The organism is Amycolatopsis sp. NPDC006131 (genome assembly GCF_040614175.1).
In the GTDB taxonomy this organism is placed as follows: Bacteria; Actinomycetota; Actinomycetes; order Mycobacteriales; family Pseudonocardiaceae; genus Amycolatopsis_E; species Amycolatopsis_E tucumanensis.
Genome location: NZ_JBEXTX010000074.1, coordinates 21,665 through 41,532, shown reverse-complemented (window position 1 = coordinate 41,532; position 19,868 = coordinate 21,665). Strand labels below are relative to the sequence as shown.

Annotated in this window: 22 protein-coding genes; 9 read left to right on the top strand and 13 right to left on the bottom strand. The window is 72.0% G+C overall.

Annotated elements, in window-relative coordinates:
• Together ABZ215_RS30085 and rmuC are read right to left on the bottom strand one after the other, a co-directional pair.
• Positions 1 to 554, bottom strand: a 554-nt coding sequence (locus ABZ215_RS30085; RefSeq protein ID WP_354953387.1) for a DUF6542 domain-containing protein, incomplete at its 3' end; no start/stop codon positions are given.
• Positions 555 to 710: 156 nt separating this feature from the next.
• Positions 711 to 1,628, bottom strand: coding sequence for a DNA recombination protein RmuC (rmuC, locus tag ABZ215_RS30080; RefSeq protein WP_020422321.1), 918 nt, complete (start codon positions 1,626 to 1,628; stop codon positions 711 to 713).
• 164 nt (positions 1,629 to 1,792) lie between these two features.
• On the opposite strand from rmuC, the gene ABZ215_RS30075 reads away from it, so the two are divergent.
• Entirely contained in the window at positions 1,793 to 2,944 is a 1,152-nt protein-coding gene (locus ABZ215_RS30075; RefSeq protein ID WP_020422320.1) for an exonuclease SbcCD subunit D, read from the top strand.
• A complete protein-coding gene (locus ABZ215_RS30070) occupies positions 2,941 to 5,904 on the top strand; it encodes an SMC family ATPase (protein ID WP_354953385.1) in 2,964 nt (987 codons plus the stop codon). The genes ABZ215_RS30075 and ABZ215_RS30070 overlap by 4 nt, the downstream gene beginning before the upstream one ends.
• A 3-nt stretch (positions 5,905 to 5,907) precedes the next feature.
• Here ABZ215_RS30070 and ABZ215_RS30065 read toward each other — a convergent pair whose 3' ends face one another.
• On the bottom strand, positions 5,908 to 6,417 hold the full coding sequence (locus tag ABZ215_RS30065) for a methylated-DNA--[protein]-cysteine S-methyltransferase (protein ID WP_237336075.1): 510 nt from the start codon (positions 6,415 to 6,417) through the stop codon (positions 5,908 to 5,910).
• Positions 6,418 to 6,438: 21 nt separating this feature from the next.
• Positions 6,439 to 7,941, bottom strand: a complete 1,503-nt coding sequence (locus ABZ215_RS30060) for an AlkA N-terminal domain-containing protein (protein WP_354953383.1) — start codon at positions 7,939 to 7,941, stop codon at positions 6,439 to 6,441.
• A 106-nt stretch (positions 7,942 to 8,047) separates the two neighbouring features.
• Between ABZ215_RS30060 and ychF the strand changes: the two genes are divergently transcribed.
• From ychF to ABZ215_RS30025, 7 genes are all read left to right on the top strand, one after another.
• Positions 8,048 to 9,142, top strand: coding sequence for a redox-regulated ATPase YchF (gene ychF, locus ABZ215_RS30055; RefSeq protein WP_354708985.1), 1,095 nt, complete (start codon positions 8,048 to 8,050; stop codon positions 9,140 to 9,142).
• Positions 9,143 to 9,267: 125 nt separating this feature from the next.
• Positions 9,268 to 9,894, top strand: a complete 627-nt coding sequence (locus ABZ215_RS30050) for a helix-turn-helix domain-containing protein (RefSeq protein ID WP_354953381.1) — start codon at positions 9,268 to 9,270, stop codon at positions 9,892 to 9,894.
• A complete protein-coding gene (locus ABZ215_RS30045) occupies positions 9,891 to 10,637 on the top strand; it encodes a DUF2637 domain-containing protein (RefSeq protein WP_354953379.1) in 747 nt (248 codons plus the stop codon). The genes ABZ215_RS30050 and ABZ215_RS30045 overlap by 4 nt, the downstream gene beginning before the upstream one ends.
• Positions 10,634 to 12,742, top strand: a complete 2,109-nt coding sequence (locus tag ABZ215_RS30040; protein WP_354953377.1) for a cell division protein FtsK — start codon at positions 10,634 to 10,636, stop codon at positions 12,740 to 12,742. The genes ABZ215_RS30045 and ABZ215_RS30040 overlap by 4 nt, the downstream gene beginning before the upstream one ends.
• Positions 12,743 to 12,969: 227 nt before the next feature.
• Positions 12,970 to 13,125: a hypothetical protein gene (locus ABZ215_RS30035; RefSeq protein ID WP_354953375.1), complete on the top strand. Its 156-nt coding sequence runs from the start codon at positions 12,970 to 12,972 to the stop codon at positions 13,123 to 13,125.
• 43 nt (positions 13,126 to 13,168) lie between these two features.
• The gene (locus tag ABZ215_RS30030) at positions 13,169 to 14,344 is read left to right on the top strand and encodes a helix-turn-helix transcriptional regulator (RefSeq protein WP_354953373.1); all 1,176 of its coding nucleotides are present in this window, start codon (positions 13,169 to 13,171) and stop codon (positions 14,342 to 14,344) included.
• 411 nt (positions 14,345 to 14,755) lie between these two features.
• A complete protein-coding gene (locus ABZ215_RS30025; protein ID WP_354953371.1) occupies positions 14,756 to 15,064 on the top strand; it encodes a hypothetical protein in 309 nt (102 codons plus the stop codon).
• Between the two features lie 7 nt (positions 15,065 to 15,071).
• On the opposite strand, the gene ABZ215_RS30020 is transcribed toward ABZ215_RS30025, so the two are convergent.
• The 9 genes from ABZ215_RS30020 to ABZ215_RS29980 form a co-directional block, all read right to left on the bottom strand.
• A complete protein-coding gene (locus tag ABZ215_RS30020) occupies positions 15,072 to 15,440 on the bottom strand; it encodes a hypothetical protein (protein ID WP_354953369.1) in 369 nt (122 codons plus the stop codon).
• Positions 15,437 to 15,889: a hypothetical protein gene (locus ABZ215_RS30015; RefSeq protein WP_354953367.1), complete on the bottom strand. Its 453-nt coding sequence runs from the start codon at positions 15,887 to 15,889 to the stop codon at positions 15,437 to 15,439. Before ABZ215_RS30015 ends, ABZ215_RS30020 begins: the two co-directional genes overlap by 4 nt.
• Positions 15,886 to 16,323, bottom strand: a complete 438-nt coding sequence (locus ABZ215_RS30010; protein WP_354953365.1) for a hypothetical protein — start codon at positions 16,321 to 16,323, stop codon at positions 15,886 to 15,888. Before ABZ215_RS30010 ends, ABZ215_RS30015 begins: the two co-directional genes overlap by 4 nt.
• On the bottom strand, positions 16,323 to 17,288 hold the full coding sequence (locus ABZ215_RS30005; protein ID WP_354953363.1) for a site-specific integrase: 966 nt from the start codon (positions 17,286 to 17,288) through the stop codon (positions 16,323 to 16,325). Before ABZ215_RS30005 ends, ABZ215_RS30010 begins: the two co-directional genes overlap by 1 nt.
• A 198-nt stretch (positions 17,289 to 17,486) precedes the next feature.
• Positions 17,487 to 17,678, bottom strand: a complete 192-nt coding sequence (locus ABZ215_RS30000; protein WP_354953361.1) for a hypothetical protein — start codon at positions 17,676 to 17,678, stop codon at positions 17,487 to 17,489.
• A gap of 16 nt (positions 17,679 to 17,694) precedes the next feature.
• A complete protein-coding gene (locus ABZ215_RS29995; RefSeq protein ID WP_354953359.1) occupies positions 17,695 to 17,976 on the bottom strand; it encodes a hypothetical protein in 282 nt (93 codons plus the stop codon).
• A complete protein-coding gene (locus tag ABZ215_RS29990; protein ID WP_354953357.1) occupies positions 17,957 to 18,121 on the bottom strand; it encodes a hypothetical protein in 165 nt (54 codons plus the stop codon). Before ABZ215_RS29990 ends, ABZ215_RS29995 begins: the two co-directional genes overlap by 20 nt.
• Positions 18,121 to 19,056 (bottom strand): hypothetical protein, encoded by a 936-nt coding sequence (locus ABZ215_RS29985; protein ID WP_354953355.1) that lies wholly within the window; start codon positions 19,054 to 19,056, stop codon positions 18,121 to 18,123. The genes ABZ215_RS29990 and ABZ215_RS29985 overlap by 1 nt, the downstream gene beginning before the upstream one ends.
• Before the next feature lie 188 nt (positions 19,057 to 19,244).
• Positions 19,245 to 19,472 carry a hypothetical protein gene (locus ABZ215_RS29980; protein WP_354953353.1) on the bottom strand — a complete coding sequence of 76 codons (228 nt, stop codon included), beginning with the start codon at positions 19,470 to 19,472 and terminating at the stop codon, positions 19,245 to 19,247.
• Between the last annotated feature and the right edge of the window lie 396 nt (positions 19,473 to 19,868).

The window sequence follows — 19,868 nt, the reverse complement described above, 5'->3', positions numbered from 1 at the left end:
GCTCGGACAGGTCCGGCTCCGCGGCCTTGCGGGACTTCTTCGGGCCGCTTCGGGTCCGTGGGCCGCTTGCCGTCGCCGGCCTTCGGCTTCGCGTCCGGGTCGCGCTCGCGGTAGATCCGGACGATGCCCAGCACCAGGGTGCAGCCCGTCGTGATCGCCATCGTCGGGAAACCGTTGATCAGCGGCGTGCCGACCGCCAGCACCTTCGTCAGCATGTCGCTGTTGTCCGGCAACCCGGAGACCAGCAGCACGACCCCGGGCACGGTGATCCCCAGAATCAGCGGGGGCTGCACCATCGGCCCGAACAGACTGCGTCGCTGCGCACCGCACACCGCGCCCACCGCGCCGACGAAGTACGCGCCCTGGAACAGCCAGCCGAGCTTGTTCTGCGTCTGCATGTCGATGACCGCGCCGATCACCGCCAGCCCGAAGGCGAGGAGCACGGCACCCCACCACGGCAGGCCCCGGCGTTCACCGACGATGGGACGCTGATCCCACGGCACGGGGATGTCGTCGGCGTCGGAATCGCTCCGGCGATCGGGAATGGCGGTCACGAGGCAACACCGTAACCTGTAGCCGGCCCCACTGGCTCCCCATCCCGGCGAGGATGCGGTTCAGACCACTGGCGCGCCCCTGCAGGAACCCGTCGTGATCAGGGGTTTCGGCTCGTCCGGCCGTGTTGGCAACGTGCCGGTAACGCGAATTTTTCGCTAGCTCGCGGCTATCTCGTCCCCCCTTCGGATGGGCGCCACCTCGGTCGGGCTCGCGGCCGCGTCCGACAGTGGCGCCACGGCTGCCCGGAACCCTTCGAGCGCCTCCATCTCCCGCCGGCGCGCCGACAGGAACCGCTGCAGGTGGGTGCTGCTGAGGTTGAGAGCCTCGACCGCGTTGCCCGCTGCCCGGTGCGCGGCCGCCGCGCCGGCCCGCACCCGCTCGATGTCGTCCACCACCGCCCGGTCGCTCGCGGCGAACAGCGCGGCCGACGCCACCACCGCGAACCCGGTCGGTCCGCACAGGAACACTCGCCGGTCGAGCATCCAGCGCAGCAGTTCGGGATCGGTGTCCAGCGCCGCCACCACAGCCGCGTCGGACGGCACGAACATCACCGTGCCGTAGATCGCGTCGGCCCAGCGCTGGTACCCCTTGCCCGCGAGCTCGGCCGCCCGGGAGCGGAGGTTGCGCACGTGGACCCGCAACGCGTCCATCCGCTCGTCCGGATCGTCGGTCTCGACCGCTTCCGCCCAGCAGGCCAAGCTCGCCTTCGCGTCGACCGGCACGGCCCGGTCGCCACCGACCCGCAGCACCATGTCCGGTTTGGCCGATCCACCGCCACCCAGGTCCGTCTGCAGTGTGTAGTGCAGCCCCTCGCGCAACCCCAGCGCCCGCGCGGTCTCCGCCAGTACCTGCTCGCCCAGTTCGCCCCTGCCGGTGATCGAGGCGAAGGCCACTTCGTACCTGCGCAGCGCGGCCTGCTGCTGATCCACGCGTGACCGCTCGGCTTCGACCTGGCGGGCCGCCGCGTCCGCGCGGCGCATGCTGTCGCCGTAGAGCCGCCACAGCAGGGCGACCGCCACGACCAGGACCAAAGCGATCGCGACGGCTGCCGTGCTGATCACGGTGGAGGCCACTGCCGCCCTCCTTTCTTGATCGTCGAGAACGTGACCGCATCATGACGGAGGGCACCGACAAAAACGGGGCCCGGCCGCGCGGATCCACTCCGAACACACGTTCGGGTGAAGCATCGCGGTGTGTCTGCGGGATTCTGTCGGACCCCCCTCCTAACTTGGGCCACGTGAGACTCCTGCACACCTCCGACTGGCACGTCGGACGCACCTTCCACGGGCTGGACCTGCTCGCCGAGCAGGACGCCGTGCTCGCGCACCTCGCGGACGTGGTGGCCGCCGAGGGGGTGGACGTCGTCCTCGTGTCGGGCGACATCTACGACCGCGCCGTGCCGTCCGCGGAGGCGGTGCAGGTCGCCAACCGCGCCCTGAGCCGCCTGCGGCACGCCGGCGCGCACATCGTCCTGACCTCCGGCAACCACGACTCGGCCCCGCGGCTGGGCGCGTTCGGCGAGTTCGCCGCCGCGGGCGGTCTGCACCTGCGGACCACGATCGACCGGATCGCCGACCCGGTCCTGCTCGACGACGAGCACGGGCCGGTCGCGCTCTACGGCATCCCTTACCTGGAGCCGGAACCGGCGCGGCACGCGCTCGGCGTTACGGGCGCGCGCGGGCACACGGGCGTGCTCACCGAAGCGATGCGCCGCATCCGCGCCGATCTCGCGGATCGCGCGCCGGGAACCCGCTCGGTCGTGCTCGCGCACGCGTTCGTGACCGGCGGCGCGCCGACCGAATCGGAGCGGTCCATCGCCATCGGCGGTGTGGAACAGGTTCCCGGCGCGGTCTTCGACGGCGCAGACTACGTCGCGTTGGGACACTTGCACGGCCCGCAGACGCTCGCCGAGCACCTGCGGTACTCGGGCAGCCCGGTCGCCTACTCGTTCTCCGAGGCGCAGCAACGGAAATCAGTGTGGATCGTGGACCTCGACGCGTCCGGCCTCGCCGGCGTGCGGCGGCACGAGCTGCCGGTTCCGCGCCGGCTCGCGAAGATCACCGGCAGGCTCGCGGACCTGCTCGCCGACCCGGCGCACGACGAGCTGGCCGAGTGCTACCTGTCGGTCACGCTCACCGATCCCGTCCGTCCGGTGGACGCGATGCGGTTGCTGCGGGAGCGGTTCCCGCACGCCGTGCACCTGGAGTGGCAGCCGGAGAACGGTAAGACGTCCGCCGCGTTGCGGTACGCCGCGGCGGTGCGGGGCCGGTCCGACGAGGAGATCGCGCACGGTTTCCTCGACGACTGCCGTGGCGCGCCGCCGAACGAGCGTGAAGCCGCGCTGCTCCGGACGGCCCTGGAGAAGGCGGACAGGGAGGACGCGGCATGAGACTGCACCGGCTGGAGGTGGCGGCCTTCGGACCGTACCGGTCCCGCGAGGTCGTCGACTTCGACGCGCTCGGCGCCGACGGGCTCTTCCTGCTGCACGGCGACACCGGCGCGGGCAAGACGACGCTGCTGGACGCGGTGGCGTTCGCGTTGTTCGGCACGGTTCCCGGTGCGCGCGGTCAGGTCAAGCGCCTGCGCTGCGACCTGGCGGATCCGGACGAGCCGACCGAGGTCGTGCTCGAACTGACCGTGCAGGGGCAGCGGCTGCGGTTGCAGCGCAGCCCCGAGTACCAGCGTCCGAAGCGGCGTGGCGAGGGAACGACGACGCAGCAGGCGAAGGCGGTGCTCCGGTGGGTCGGTCCGCCGCCCGCCGGCCAGCCCCCCGAGGGCCTGACGCGGATCGACGAGGTCGGCCGCACGGTCCAGCGCCTGCTCGGGATGAGCGCGGAGCAGTTCTTCCAGGTCGTGCTGTTGCCGCAGGGCGAGTTCGCCCGCTTCCTGCGCGCGGACACCGACGAGCGCGAGAAGCTGCTGGAGCGGCTTTTCGGCACGAAGCGGTTCGCCGAGGTCGAGGGCTGGTTCCGGGAGCGGCGGGCGGACCGGCGGCGCGAACTCGACCAGCAGCGCCAGGACCTGCGCGAGTGGACGGCGCGGTTCGCCCAGGTGGCTGGGGAGGATGTGCCTGAAGAGGACGTCGCGGGCTGGGTCGCGCGTACCGGCGAGCGGATCCGCTCCAGTGTGGAGCAGGCCCGCGAAGACGAGAAACGTGCCAGGGCGGCGCGCGAATCGGCTGACGAGCTGCTGGCCGAGCGGCTGTCGGCGGCGGAACGCGTGCGCCGGGTGCGGGAGGCGCACCGGCGGCTCGCGGCACTGGCGGAGCAGGAAGAGGACCGGAAGCGCTGGGCCGCCGAGCTCGAGGCGGCGAGGCGCGCGGCGGCAGTGGTGGGTGTCGCGGCACAGGCGGACCGGTGCGCGACACAGCTGGACGAAGCCCGCGTGGCTGAGGAGCGGAAAGCAGCCGCCCTCGTGGCGACCGGCTTCACGGACGCGCAGGCGGACACCGCGGAGTTGCGCAAGCTGTCCGGGAAGCTGCGCGAGGAGGCCGGTGCGCTCGCCGGGCTGGTGGCCGAGGCCGAGCAGCAGGTGCGCGATCGACGGGACATCGAGCGCCATGCCGAGGCCGCGAGCGAGGCCAGGGCCCGCGTCCAGGTGCTCGGGGAGAAGCTGGCGGGCATTCCGGAGCGCGTGCGGGACCTGCGGGGGCGGCTCGACGTCGCGATCGACGCCGAGGCGAAGCTCGGTGAGGTCCGCAAGCGCGAGTCCGAACTGGTCGCCGCGGTCCGGGACGCGGAACGCCTGCCCGCGGCCGAGCGCGCCGTGGCGGATGCCGGAGCGGCGGCGCGCGAGGCCATCGACCAGCACCAGGAGGCGCGTGAACGGTTCCTCGAACTGCGGAGGTGGCGGCTCGACGGGATGGCGGCCGAGCTCGCGTCCCGGTTGACGTCCGACTCGCCGTGCCCGGTGTGTGGTTCCTCTGACCACCCGGCTCCGGCCATGGCGGCGCCCGAAGCTGTTTCACCGGAGCAGGAGCAGGCGGCCGAAGAGGCGGAGAGCCGGGCGGAGCGGCGCCGGAAGGCGGCGGAGGCGGCCAAGCACGAAGCCGAAACGAAGCTCGCGGCGTTGCGTGAGCGTCTGCGGGGCCGGGACGGCGCACAGCTGACCGAGGAACTTTCCTTGCTGCGCAGGGAGATCGCGGGTCTCGACGCGCTGGCGAAACAGCGGGCGCCGCTCGCGAAGCAGGTGCAGGCGGCCGAGACCGAGCAACGGGAACTGGAAGAGAAGCGCGCTGCCGAACTGCAGGCGGCCACGGCCGCCGAGACCCAGCACCGGGCGCTGACCGAGCGCGTCGCCGAACGCGCCCGGCGCCTGGAGGAGGCGCGAGGTGAGCACCCCGACGTCGCCGCCCGGCGCGCGCACCTGACGGGAATCGTGCGAGCGCTGGACGCCCTCGCCGAGGCGCGGTCCGCGGCTGCGAGCGCCGCTGAGCAGCTCGAGCGTCAGCGCGCTGAGGTTCGGGAAGCGCTGTGGCGAGCCGGTTTCGAGACCGTGGAGGAGATGCGGGCCGCCGCGCGTGACGAGGCGACGGTCCGTGATCTGGAGAAACGGCTGGCTGACGCCGGGAAGGCAGAGGCAGCGGCGCGGGCCACGCTGAACGAGCCCGAGCTGTTCGGGGTCGGGCCGGACGACGAGGTGGACGTCGAGTCGGCGAGGGCGAAGGCCCAGGCGGCGCGGGAACGGGCCGAGGCCGCGGTGGCTGTGCTGCGGTCGGCGGCCGCCCAAGCCGACGCCCTGGGCACGCTGGCCGAGCGGCTGGCGGCCGCGACCGAGCGGCTGCGGCCGCTGGAAGAGGAGTTCGCCGAGCTCGACGCGCTGACCGACGTGGTCAACGGGCGCGGGCAGAACGCGCGGAAGATGTCGCTGCGGTCGTACGTGCTGGCAGCCCGGCTGGAAGAGGTGGCCATCGCCGCGACGGCGCGGTTGCAGACGATGAGCCAGGGCCGCTACTCGTTCGTGCATTCCGATGCGGCCGGATCGCACGGCACGAGGGGCGGCCTGGGACTGGACGTGCTGGACGACTTCTCCGGCACGGTCCGTCCGGCGAAGACGCTGTCCGGCGGGGAGTCGTTCCTCGCGTCACTCGCGCTGGCCCTCGGGCTGGCCGACGTGGTCGCGGCGGAGACCGGCGGCTCGCTGCTGGACACGTTGTTCGTCGACGAGGGCTTCGGGACGCTCGACTCCGAAACCCTCGATGTGGTGATGAACATCCTCGACGAGTTGCGGGCCGGAGGCCGAGTGGTCGGCCTGGTGTCCCACGTGGAGGAGCTGCGGCAGCGGATCCCGACCCGGTTGCGGGTGCGCAAGTCCCGCACCGGGTCGAGTTTGGAGCTGCAGATGGCGTGAACTTCAGGAGCGGTACGGGGTTTCGTGGTCGAGCAGCCAGCGCTTGACGTCCACGCCCCAGCGGAAGCCGCCCAGCGCGCCACCGATGCGGAGCACCCGGTGGCAGGGCACGAACAGCGCTGCGGCGTTGCGGGCGCAGGCCGACGCTGCGGCGCGGATGGCGGCGGGGCGGCCGGCGAGGGTGGCGTACTCGGTGTAGGTGACCGGCTTGCCGGCGGGCACCGTGCGCAGCACGTCCCACGCGTGCTGCAGGAACTCGCCGGACCGCTGGCGCACGGGGATGTCGTCGATCGCGTCCAGTTCGCCGTCGTGGTAGCGGCGGATCGCGGTGCTCACCGCGCCGAGGTCGCGCTTCTCGCGGAGGTCGGACGGGCGCAGTGAGGGGGAGATCTGGGGAGTCAGTTCGCCGAGTTCGGCGGTCCAGCCGGAGGCCAGGACGGCGCCGTCGCTCGCGACGATGGCGGTGAACGGTCCGATCCGGGTGTCGGTCGTGGACCAGTGGGCGATGCTCATGTCGGTTCTCCTTGACGGGGTTCAGGCTTGGCTCGAGCGCCACAGGTACATGCCGGCGTAGGACCGCCAAGGTCGCCACGCCTGGGCGCGTTCGGTGAGTGCGGGGATGTCGTCGGCGATGCCGAGGGCGGCCGCGCCCTTGCGGAGGACGAGGTCACCGGTGAGCAGCACGTCGGGAGCGCCGAGGACGCGCATCAGCACGTAGTCGGCGGTCCACGGGCCGATGCCGTTGAGGGCGAGGAGTTCGGCTCGCAGCTCGGCGGGGTCGCGTCCGACGTGCACGTCGACGTCTCCGGACGCGAGTGCGGCAGCGGCGCCGAGGATGGCGTCGGTCCGGCGCTTCGGGCCGCGCAGCACCTCGTGACCTCGCTCGGCCACCGCCTCGGCGGTGGGGAACAGCAGGAGGTCGGGCTGCCACGGGACCGGCTCGCCGAGCGCGGCGGTGAGCCGGCCGGCGGCGGTGCGCGCGGCGGCGACCGAGACCTGCTGGCCGAGCATGGCGCGCAGCACCAGCTCGAAGCCGTCGGCGGCGCCGGGGACGCGGATGCCCGGGGTCGCGGCGACCGCCGGTGCCAGTGTCGGGTCGGCGGCGAGCACGCGCGCGACGGCCTCGGGGTCGGCGTCCAGGTCCAGCAGGCGCCGGGCCCGGGTGACGGCCGCGCCGAGGTCGCGGACGTCGGCGAGCCGGAGGTCGCAGCGCACGTGCCCGTCCTGCGGCGTCAGCGTCACCGTCGCGGCGCCGTGCGGGAGCCGGAGGGTGCGGGCGTAGCTGTGCTCGTCGACGGACTCCACGCCGGGCACGGCCCGGGCGGCGAAGAAGCCGAGGAGCCCGGCGGCGTCGAACGGCGGCCGGAACGGCAGCCGCAGGGACAGCCTGGTCCCGGCCGTGCCCGCTTCGGGCTCGGCGGCGCCGGCGCGGCGGCGTGCTGCGGCGGCGGCCGTGCGCAGCTGCGACGGGGTGCGGGCGAAGACCTCGCGGATGGTGTCGTTGAACTGCCGGACGCTGGCGAAGCCGGCCGCGAACGCGACGTCGGCCAGCGGCAGCTCGGACAGCTCGATGAGCAGCCGTGCCGAGTGCGCCCGGTGCGCGCGGGCGAGTGCCAGCGGTCCCGCGCCGAGTTCGGCGGTGAGGACCCGGCCGAGCTGCCGCTCGGAGTAGCCGAGGCGGCGGGCCAGGCCGGGCACGCCCTCGCGCTCGACGACGCCGTCGGCGATCAGCCGCATGGCCCGTGCGGCCAGGTCGGCGCGCACGTTCCACTCGGGTGAGCCGGGCACGGCGTCGGGCAGGCAGCGGCGGCAGGCGCGGAAGCCGGCGGCCTGCGCCGCGGCGGCGGTCGGGTAGAACCGCACGTTCTCCTGCCGCGGGGTGAGCGCCGGGCAGGACGGCCGGCAGTAGATGCCGGTCGTGCGCACGGCCGTGATGAACTGGCCGTCGAAGCGGGCGTCGCGCGAGGCGACGGCGCGGTAGCACCGCTCGTTGTCGCGCCAGAGCGCCTGCTCGGCCGGTGCGGCGATCGCTGTCATGGGTTCGATCCTGCCAGCAGGTCAGGCGCCTGACTGGCGGAATTCCGACATGGCCGTGAACGGGCGGCCGGGCCGGGTGGTGGGCCCGCCCCGTAGACTTCGGGCCGTGAGTCTGACCCTCGGTATCGTCGGCCTGCCCAACGTCGGCAAGTCGACCCTGTTCAACGCGCTGACCCGCAACGACGTGCTCGCCGCGAACTACCCGTTCGCCACCATTGAGCCGAACGTCGGCGTCGTGCCGCTGCCCGACGAGCGTCTGGACAAGCTCGCCGAGATGTTCAGCTCCGCCCGCACCGTGCCGGCCACGGTGTCCTTTGTGGACATCGCAGGCATCGTCAAGGGCGCGTCCGAGGGCGCCGGCCTCGGCAACAAGTTCCTCGCGAACATCCGTGAGGCCAACGCGATCTGCCAGGTCATCCGCGTGTTCGACGACCCGGACGTGGTGCACGTCGACGGCCGGGTGGACCCGTCGTCGGACATCGAGACGATCAACACCGAGCTGATCCTCGCCGACCTGCAGACGCTGGAGAAGGCGCTGCCGCGGCTGGAGAAGGAAGCCCGGACGAAGAAGGAGAACCGGCCCGCGCTGGAAGCCGCGCAGAAGGCGAAGGACATCCTCGACAGCGGACGGACATTGTTCTCCGCGCAGAAGGAGGTCGACACCGCGCTGCTGCGTGAGCTGAGCCTGCTCACCCTGAAGCCGTTCCTGTACGTCTTCAACGCCGACGAGGGTGTGCTGACCGACCAGGCGAAGCGCGAGGAGCTGACGAAGCTGGTCGCCCCCGCCGACGCCGTGTTCCTGGACGCGAAGGTCGAGGCCGAGCTGCTCGAACTCGACGACGAGGAGTCGGTGCGCGAGCTGCTGGAGTCGGTCGGCCAGACCGAGCCCGGCCTGCACGCGCTGGCCCGCGCCGGGTTCCACACGCTCGGGCTGCAGACCTACCTCACGGCGGGCCCGAAGGAGTCCCGCGCGTGGACGATCCCGCAGGGCGCCACCGCGCCCCAGGCCGCGGGCGTCATCCACACCGACTTCGAGCGGGGCTTCATCAAGGCGGAGGTCGTGTCCTACGACGACCTCGTCGAAGCCGGCTCGATGGCCGCCGCGCGCTCCGCGGGCAAGGTCCGGATGGAAGGCAAGGACTACATCATGGCCGACGGCGACGTGGTCGAGTTCCGCTTCGCACCAACGTCTAAGCACTAGCCAAGCGGACCTCGACGCGAGTCGGCCCCGGCGGGTGGTTGCGTCACCACGCACGGGGCCTAGGCCGGAAGCGAGGTCCGACCCATGCGTGACACTACCCCCTGCCCTGGTGGGGGCGTTGCCCTGTGAGCATCGAGGCGATCTCCTGGGCGCTGAACCGCGCACCCATCCCGACCTGCCGCAAGGACGCGTCCAGCCTCGCCGTGGTGTTGATCGGCTTGGCGAACCACGCCGATCCCTGGGGGCGCAACGCGTTCCCGTCCGCCGCGACGCTGACGCGGTACACGCGGCTGAGTGAGAGCACCGTCCGGCGCAGCCTGGACCGGTTGGAGGCCCTGGGGCTGATCACCCCGTCCGACCCCGCGATTGTGGCCGCCCACATCAAGCGGGCCGACCGGCGCCCGCAGGGATGGGACCTCCAGTTGTCGCTGGGGGGTGTGGATAACCCTCCGAACGGGGTGTCACCACGCCATCCCGCTGACCTCGACGAGGTGTCATCCGCGCCGAACGGGGTGTCATCCGCAGGGGAACGGGGTGTCACCACGACACCCGAACCGTCCTATAACCCTTCCAGGAACCGTCCCGCGCGCGAGCGCGCGCCCGAAACGGCGCGCTCGCCGCTGCCGCCGGTGTGCGGCCAGTGCGACGCCCGCGAGTCGGACCCCGTGAGCGCCCGCGTGGTGTGGGACGCCGACGACCGGTGCACGCCGTGCCCGCGTTGCCACCCCAGCCGGATCGGGGGTGCCCGATGACGCGCGCTTGGATCAACTGGGGCGGCCTGGCTGTGGTGGCGCTGGCGGCGGCCGTGCTGTCGTTCGCGTCCCTGCGGCACCTGGCGATCGTGTGCGGCACGCCGACGGGCCTGGCGTGGCTGCTGCCGGTGTGCATCGACGCTGCCGCCGTCGTCGCCACGCGGCTGTGGCTGTCAGGCGAGACGCCCGCCGAAGCGCGCCGGTTCGCCCGGGCGCTGGCGCTGGCGATGATCGTCCTGTCCGTCGCGGGCAACGGTGCGGATCACGCGCTGGCCGCGTACGGCATCCTCCCGCCGTGGTGGGCGGTGGTGGCGGTGGCGTCCGTTCCGCCCGCCGTTCTGGGCGCGGTGGCGCACCTGTCGGCACTGGTGACCGGTCGTCCCGCCGACGCGGTTCCGGAGGTCCCGGCGGCCGTACCGGCGCCGGTCGAGGTCCCCGTACCGGAACCCGTCGCCGAGGTGCCGCCGACCGTGGCCGCGCCGGAGCCAGTTCCGGCCCCTGAACCTGCCCGTACCGGTCGTGACCAGGGGCCCCGCCGTCCCCGTCCCGTTCCGGCGGGTCACACGGACGCGGAACTGATGACGCGGCTCCGCGCCCTCGCCGACGAGCTTGGCGGGCCTCCGTCGGTCGGTCGGACCCGTACCGCGTTGGGCGTCGGTACCGGCCGTGCACAGCGGCTGCTGGCTGCCCTGAACGAACCCGTGCGCCTTGTCTCGACCGGCACGGACGGGGGTGCGCGATGAGCCAGAACGCGGTGGAGCTGGCCCCTGAGGTGCTGACGGGGGAGCTGCTGACCGAAGAGGAGTACCGCCGGTCCAAGGCACGCCGCCTGACGGAGACGGCCCGGTCCCGGCTGCCGGTCCAGTGGCAGACGCCCGAGTCCAGGCGCCAGGTCGCGGGAGCGCTTGCCGGCCAGTTTGCCCTGGCGCCTGTGCGCTATCCCCGCGCAGTGGGCCGGGGCCTGGTGATCGTCGTCCGTGCATGGTGGGGCTGGGTCCGGGTGAGCGACTTCTACGAGGCCGCCAAGGCGGGGGACAAGCTGGCGGACAAGTGGCTGGAGATCGCGGCCCTGCGGCGTCGGCGGGCCATCATCACGCTGGTGACGCTGGGCGTGCTCGGGGTCGGCTCCGGTGTCGTCGGCCTGGCCGTCGGGTCCGCCCCGGTGCTGCTGGCCGGAGGGGCGGCCTCCGCTGCCCTCGCGATCGCCGGACGCCGCAAGGACGGCGCCGGGGGCCGCAAGGCGGTCGTGGGCGCCCGGACGCTGGCGTGGGCGATGGACGGGGATCACCTGGTAGAGGCATTCCGCGCGGCCAAGGTCATCGGCAAGGACGACGGGTTGCAGTTCGTCCGGCTGCCCAAGCGTGACGGCTCCGGGTGGTACGTGGTGGTGGACCTGCCCGCGTCCCGCCGCGCTTCGCAGGCTGTGGCGCACCGGGAAGACCTCGCAAGCGCCCTCGCCGTGGACGAGTCGCGCCTGATCCTGGAGCGGGTACGCGGGGACGACGGCCACGCCGGACGGCTGGCGCTGTGGGTGGGCGACAGCGACCCGTACGCCGCGCCACCGGTGGAATCGCCGCTCGCCAAGGCGGAGAGCTGGGACCTGTGGCGGCCCCCGCCGTTCGGCACCACGGCGCGTGGGACGGCGGTGGCGCTGCCGGTGGTGTGGACGTCGCTGCTGGTCGGCGCGATCCCCCGCATGGGCAAGACGTACGTGATGCGGCTGCCGCTGACAGCCGCCGCGCTGGACCCACACGTGCGGTTGATCGTCGCCGACGGCAAGGGCGGCAAGGATCACCGGCCGTACGAGCTGGTGGCGCACCGGTACATCCGCGATGCCCGGGCCGATTCGGTGGTGCGGCTGATCGCGGTGCTGGAGGAAGCCGCCGCCGACGTGGAGGACCGGTTCTCTCGGCTGGCCGACATGGACGACGAGGTGTGCCCGGAATCCAAGGTCACGCCCGAGATCACCCGCAACCCTCGCTACGGGATGCCGCTGACGGTGATCGGTATCGACGAGATCCAGAACTACCTGGAAGACGACACCCCGGTGGACCCCGGCAACCCCAAGGGCAAGAAGCGGGGCCAGCGGGTGCTGGAGCTGCTGACGTTCATCGCCAAGACCGGACCGGCCGCCGGGTATTCGCTGGTGCTGGCGACGCAGAAGCCGGACAGCGCGGTGATCCCGGACAAGCTGCGCGGCCAGTTGGGCACCCGGTTCGCACTCAAGGTCATGACGTGGCAGGCGTCCGAAACCATCCTCGGCGCGGGCACCTACAAGGCGGGTATGGACGCGTCCAAGCTGCTGACCAGCCACAAGGGTGTGGGGCTGCTGCGCGGCGCGGACGGCGAAACCGACCTCGACGCGGGCGAGGCCGTCACCGTGAAGACCCACCTGCTGCCGATCAAGGACATCCGCGCGGCGTGTGAACGCGGCCGGGCGCTGCGCGAGGACGCCGGAACCCTGACCGGCGACGCGGCCGGGGACCGCGCGGTGGGCGACCTCCCGGCGCACGTGGCGGCCCGCATCGAAGAGGCTGCCCGGGTGGAACCGGCCACCGTTCCCGCGTCCGTGGACATCCTGGACGCCGAGGTGGTGGACGACGACTTGCCGGAGCCGCTGGGCGCCCTGGTCGACGCGATCGACGACGACGAGGACGGCCTGGTGGCGACGGCGGATCTGGCGGGCCGGATCGGCTGGGAGGCCAAGGATCTGGGGCAGGCGCTCCGGCGGTTGGGCGTGCCCGCGCCGACCCCGCCTCGGCAGCGCATCAACGGCTCACCGCACCCCGTCGCGGTGGTGAACCTCGCCGACATCCGGGCCGCCGTGGTGGCCCACTACGACGGCTGAGGTCCGCACAGGGGTCCGCACACCGTTGTGCGGACCCTGCCCGGGGTGTGTGCGGAGCCGCGGAGTGCGCCGAAACGGGCGCTGAGCTGCCCGGACAGCTCCGATCACGGCCAGCCGATGAACCTTGTGCCGACCGGCGCCGAACACTCCGCACAGGCCCGCACAGACCCCGTTTCCCAACTCCCCGGCGCCCGCCGGTTGAGGTCCGCACAACCACTGGAGGAGCAATGTCCCCGAGCACGGTCAACCACAGCCGCGAATTCCGGCCCCTGCGGTGGCTGGGATGGGCGCTGGTCGGGTGCGCGGTGTCGTTCGTGATCGGACTCGCCGCTGCCGAGTCGGCGACGCCGCCCGCCGACAGCCCGGTGACCTGCGCTCCCTGACGATCACCGGAAAACCCCCCGCCGAGGGGCTTACCCTGGTGTCGTGGCCTCGACCGGAAACACGCTCCGGCAGATCCGCCACGCGCGGGGGAAGTCCCTCGCCGTGGTGGCGGGCCTTGCTGGCATCTCCCCGTCGTACCTGTCCCGCCTGGAGTCCGGAGAACGCGCCCTTGACCGCCGATCGCTGATCGTGGCGCTGGCGAGCGCGCTGGAGGTCGCGCCCAGCGAGATCACCGGCGCCGCGATCACCGCACCCCGCGAGGCCGAAGAGGACCGGGCGCTGTCGGAGGTCCGCCTTGCTCTGCTGGCGGTCAGCCTGAACGAGCCACGCGGCGAGGTCCAACCGGTCGAACAGCTCCGCGCCCGCGTCGGCGGGGTGGTGTCCGCGATCAACGACGCCCAGGCCGACGCCGTGGGCGCGCTGCTGCCCGCGCTGATCCGGGACCTGCACACCACCCGCAACGCCAACCGCCACGAACGCGAGGTGCTGCACCTGCTGACGCTGGCCCACATGCAGGGCACCCAGGCGTGGCTGGCGATGGTCGGCGCCCCGATGGACCTGGCGTGGCAGGCCGCGACGCTCGCCCGGCAGGCCGCCGAGGAGCTGGACGAGCCGGTGCCGCTCGCGATCGGCGCCTACGGGACGTCGATGGGCCTGCTGGCGGCCGGAGCGTTCGACCTCGCCGCGCGGACCCTCGCCGCCGTGGAACTACCGCTGGTCACGACGGAGGACCTGCAACTGGCCGGCTCACTCGCACTGGCGTCGTCGCTGGTGGCCTCGGCGCAGAAAGACGCCGCCGAACGGGCCGCCGCGCTGGAGCACGCCGCCGAGCTGGCCGAGCGCACCGGCGAGACCAACGTCATGGGGTTCGGGTTCGGGCCGTCCAACGTGGGCGTGTGGCGGATGCAAGGCGCACTGGAGGCGGGCGAGCACGCCGAGGCCGCCAAGATCGCCGAGACCGTGAACCCCGACGCCCTGACCGTCCGCGCGCGACAGGCCGTGTACTGGCGCGACAGAGGCCGCGCCCTGGCGCGTCTGCCGCGTCAGCGGGACACCGCCGTGATGATGCTGCGCCGGGCCGAGGAGATCTCGCCGGAGCACGTCCGGCGGCACCCGTTCACGCTGTCCGTCGTGGCGGAACTGGTCGCCAAGGCCAAGCGTGACGCTGTCGGCCGGGAGCTGCGCGGGCTGGCGTACCGGGCCGGTCTGCCCGTGTAGTCCGTTCGGGTGTTTGCCACGCAGGCAACTTCCGTGGCCGCTCCGGCGCCAGGCTGATGATCATGAGCCTGACGAACCGCGAGCGGACCGCTCGATGACGGTCCGCCTGCTGATCGGCCGACCGCTGCCCGGCGTTGTCGGAGAGGCGAGGCGGGTGGCGCACCTGTTCCCCTCCAGGGGCCGGTACCCCGACACCCTGACGGCCTACTGTGGCGAGGTGTTCTGGTCCGGGGACCTGGAGTGGCTGGACGGTCCGGCCGGGATGCCGTGCACGGCGTGCCTGCTCCGCTCGCGTCGTTCGCAGGCTGCCGCCCCCCGGCCGGTGCGGGATGCCTCCCCCGAGATCCCCGACGCCTCGCACCGGCCGGGCCTCCAACCCCCCGGCGGGGGGTGAACCGCTACTGTCCGGCCGTGCCGAACGACGACTACAAGCTGTTCCGTGTGACGGTCCGCCCGCCGCCTTGGGATGAGGAGCCGGTGCGGCACATCGTCGAGGCCCGCACTGCCCAGGAAGCGGCCAAACCGTTCCCGCGCAACAGCGTCATCAACGTGGAGCGCTACAGCGGCGTGAAACAGCCGACGATCCGCGTGGAGCCGGAACCCAGCCGGGTCGGCCGGGGCATCGTGTGGGCGGCCCGGCAGCTTTGGCGCGGGACCAAGGCTGCCGGACGCGGCGCTCGGGTGGCGTGGCGCTGGGCGTCCAACAAGGACGCGCGCTGATCACGCATCAGCAGCGGCCCTGTAGCTCGCGCACGGCGCCGTCTTCGGCAACGGCATAGAGATCGATCCGCAGCAGCGTCAGCACCCGCTCAGGGACCCGCTGGGCCGCCCGGACTGATCGGGGCTCGTCCCGGACGACGAGCGCATAGCGGGCCGCCGGATCGTCGCTGGTCGGCATTCGGGCGAGGAGCTGCCCGATCGCGGTATTCACGTCCAGGCCCGGTGCTGAGGTCTTGCCCTTGGCCTCGGCGTACAGCCGGTCACCGTCCCGGTCGGCCACGACATCAACGTGGTTGACCTCTGTGCGAACGGTCCACCCCGCAGCCGTCAGCCACGCGCAGAACGCTTGGACGACCTGCGCCTCGTCGCCCCTCATGGAAACTCATCCGCGCCAGCGTCGCGGTTAAGGACGACGGTCGTGCCAGCCAGATACTCCAAGGCGAGGGCGGTGGTCTCTACCAGGACGCGGGCAGATGTGCGCATCAGTGGCAAGGGGCGGGGTTGGGAACCCACCACAATCTCGGCTGACTCGATGACCTCCAGGTGCATAACGCCCCCGCGCGCCAGGTGCGAAACCCACAGGTCGTGGTTGTGCCCGGCGGTGTACTTCGTGCTGGGCCGCCGGTAGTTGGCCAAGCGGGACCTGAGCGAGCCACCCTCACCGATGTACACCTCGGGAAGGTGTTGCCCGGCCCGGCCTGTCAGGGATACCCGGTAGACGCCCGGCGCGGAAGGCAGGGGCGGCAGCACGAGGAAACGGTTGGCGTCGAGCGTGATCGGTCCGGCCGCCCGCCACTCAAAGCGCACGGTCCCTTCGGTGATCACTGCGACTCCGGCAGCGGCGGGATGATGCCGGGCCTTCGTGGAGGTGGGGCAGGCGGTATGGACCTCGCTTCCGCCCTGTTCGCCGGGTCCGCTAGGAAGGCCAGCATCTGCTGGAGGTCTGTCAACTCGCAGTCGTCCCGCCATGGGAACCCGTGCTCCTTGACCAGCCACAGCGAGATCGTGCGCGTGTCGTGTCCGACCTCCTCCGCCAAGCCCTCCACCGCGCGGTGTACCTCGGTCCGATGGGCGTAGTACTGGTCGTGCTTGCCGAACCGTCCGGCCAGCGCGTGCAGGTGCCAGATCCGCTCGTATTCGTCGTTCGCAGCCTCGTAGTCGCGCTCGCGGGCCTCGACGCCGCCGGGATACTCTCGGCCGATCTCAAACCGTGGATCGTCGTACGGCTCGGGCGGCAGGGGCGGCAGCGTGGAGCCCATCAGAGACCGATCCCAGCCACAGCGTTGTCGGCCCACTGGTCGACCACGCGCATGTACCCGTGCAGGACGGCGGACGTGGGCGACCAGCCGCCCTGCGCGGCGATGGTCTTGGCGTCGTGCCCTGCACGCCGCGCCTCCGTTGCCAGCCCCGCGCGCGCACTGTGCCCCGTGTAGCGCACCGTCAGGCCCGCACGGGCAGCGGCGCGGTTGATGACCTCGCCGACCGCCTGCCCACTCAGGCCTCCGTCCTGGAGCTGGTCGTGCCGGTTGATCCGGCGGAACGCCGGGCCGTCGACCAGGCCCGCCACGGTGCGCCAGCGACGCCACGCACGCACCGGGCACGTGCCCTCGTGGCTGCCGTACGGAACGGCCACCGTCCGCGCGCCCGTCTTGCCGAACCGCACGGTGACCACAAGACCCTCCGGCTGGTCCACGATGTCGCTCACGAGCAAGCTCGCCACCTCGGACCGACGCCCCGCGATGCCGAACGCCAGCAGCACCAGCGCGCGGTCCCGGATACCCGCCAGCGTGTCCGGACAGGCAGCGCAGATGGTGCGCAGGTCTTTCACGGTGAGGGCTGGTGCCTGCCCGCGTCCCCGCTTCTCGCCAGCCTCGGCGAGGCGCCGTCGGTAGCCGTTCAGGGCCGCACGGGCCGATTCGGACGCGGCCTTGGGGGGATTGGCCCCGCGTGCTCGGAGGCCCACCACGACACCGCCCAACCGACGGTCGATCGTGCTGGGCGCCGCGCCCCTGTTCTCCAACCACGCCACGAAGCCGACCAGCGCCCCGGCGGTGTCGCTGGATTCGGGGATGCCGATCTCCGCCGTGTACTCCTGCCAGGCCCGCCAATCGGCGGCGTACGCGCGGATCGTGTTGCGCGGCCGTTGCGTTGCCACGTAGTCAGCCGCCGCGCGCTCCAGTTCGGCGAGACGAGGAGTGGCAGGGGCGAGTTCAGCACCGGTCATGACAGTGATCCTAACCCACGATATGGAAACATATCGGTGGTTAGGAGTGCGGCTGAGCGGTGACCGTGCAAACCACACGCCTGCCACGTTGCGCCACTGCGGGGGTAAACCTCATTCGCGCTGCTCATGCTGGGACCGGGGCGGGGTTGGGGGCTGCCGCACGCCTGTCGCCCACTCTGGTCGTGGCAGTCCGCGGAGTCACCCCACGTCGGGGGGTGAACCGTCGGCGAGCAGCCCCACCAGGTCGTCCAGGTCCGTGTCCGTTGCGATCACCGCCAGCAGTTGCTGTATCTCGGTGTCGATGACGCGCCGTGCCACGATCGGGCACCCCGGTGCGTCGAGGTCGCGCACCAGCTCGGTGCGCTCCGGCTGTGGGTCGTGGTGGGTCATGGTGCGGTCGGGGCCGTCACTGGCCGGCTGCCTTCCTGGCCTTCTTCGCGGCCGTGCGCTTGGCCTTGTCCGCCTTGTGCTTGGCGCGGGCCTTCCGCCGCTGGAGGTCCAGCTTGCGGCCGTGGACGCACATCGGGTCGTGGCGCACCGCGAACACCACGCCGGGGCCGTCGTGGTCGCCCGTGTGCGGCTCCACGGTGCTGACGCAGTCCGGGCACTGCGCCTGAGCCACAGCCTCCTGGTAGGTCATCAGGCCGGGGAACGGCGCGAGGACGAGTTCACGGGTGGACTTCGGCATGACGGTCTCCTGTCTGTGCGGTGATCTGCCGGGCCTGCTCGGCGAGGGCCGGAAGCGCTTCGGGGTAGTGGGCCGTGATCTCGGCGAGGGCGGCGAGGCCGGTGCGGACGGTCTCGGCGATGTCGGCGCGGACGCGGTCAGTCATCACGGCACCAGCTCCATCGCCCGGAGCTTGGCCTGCATCTCGGGGGAGCCCTTGTTGGCGCGGCGAGCCCACTGCGCCAGGGTCTTCGCGCTAGGAACCTGGAAGCGGCGGTACACGTCCGGGACCCTGTCGTACGCCTCAGCTGCCCAACGCTCCGGGTCCGGGATGTCCGTCCACTCCGGCCCGGAACGGGTGTCCTCGGCGTCCTCAGCCCTCTTTCCGGCCGGGGACGGCACGGTGTCCGTACTGGGCTCCCGACTCGCCTCGTGCTCGTCCTCAGCCTCTTTCGTCGGGGACGGCACCGACGGGGCGTTGGCCTCGCTGTCGGCCAGCTCGTCCGCCCAGTCGTAGGCGTCGCGGCCTTCCTCGGGGGAATCGCCGACGGGGTCGCTGGCGCCGCCCCGCGCCGGAGGCGTGGGGGAGGCCGCGCGGCCGGTGGAGCGCGTTCCCCCCAGCGGGGGGCGGAGGGGGGAGAAGTTGGTGTGGTCCTCCTTGGTGTGGTTGTAGTTCGTATGGTTCTTGTCCCCATTCGGGGACCGACCCATGTCCTCGTTCAGGGGCGACCCCGTGTCCCCGTTCGGGGACACACCCCGATCGGGCGCAGCCCCTGTAGGCCCGGTTACGGGGGCATGTCCCTGTTCGGGGACGTCCCCCTTCGGGGACGTACCGTCGCCGGGGACCAAGTCCCGCAGGTGGGTCGGCCACTGGAGGCCGGTGGGCGGGTTCTCCGCAAGCGTGTACTCGTTGTGAAGGCCGTGCCGCGTCCTCACCTTCGCCACCGAGACCGCGCCGATCTTCTCCAGCTCGCGCATCCACTTGCCGATGTTGTTCCGCTTCGCGAGGCGCATCATCGTCGCGAGGCGCTCTTGCGACGCCCACACTCGCCGGTCAGGGGAACCGTCTTCGAGCTTCCTTGTGCGGTTTACATGGGACATGAGAACGCAGTAGAGGCGCACGGCCTGGGTCGAGATCGGAGCCGAAAGCACCCACTCCGGCACCTGGACGAACGGCAGGCGGCTACCAGAATCCCCCGCAGGCGGGGTAGAATCGGCGGTAGGAAACGTCCTCCCAGCAAGGGTTTCCGTGGCCGCCCCGTTGCCCCCGGGGCGGCTTTCCCTTGTCTTCACCGGATTTCACCCCCCGTCGAGGGGGAAAGCAGGGCTGCCAGGCGGGCGCGCTGCTCGTCAGTCAGCGGCGGCCACGTCGCCAAGGCATCGGTGATGTGCCTCTGGAGGATCGCCGCGCGGAGTTCACGCTGGAGATCCTCCGCGTCCGGCTGGTTCCACCGCTTCGCGTTCGCTACACGGGCGCGCAGGTGGTGGATCGTGCTGCTATCACCACGGACGGTCAAGGAGACCGCACCTCCCTCACGGGCCGGTGTCCCGGCCCAGTCGGTGCGCGGTGGATTCTCCTTGTTCAGTCGTTCCGGTGCGCTTGTTTACTTCGGACGGCCTTGATCCTTCCATCGGTTGGACGCGGCCAGCAACCGTCGTTCTCCGGGTATCCCTTGTGGCACAAGATTTTTACCCCATTTCGGGGGGTAAACATGTTGTGTGACCAGGGAAAACGCGATCGCGTTCGTAGTGTGATCCGTGCAGCACGACAGATAGTCGGGGGCGTGCTGTTCGCGTCCATCGCGCGTAGGGCCGACAGTGGGTGCGTGCGCGCAGGGCCTAGCCCGGCTCACCTCGAATGGACAGACACAGCGCCGGAGGCCTAGCCCGGCTGGGGAGTCCACGGAACCCCT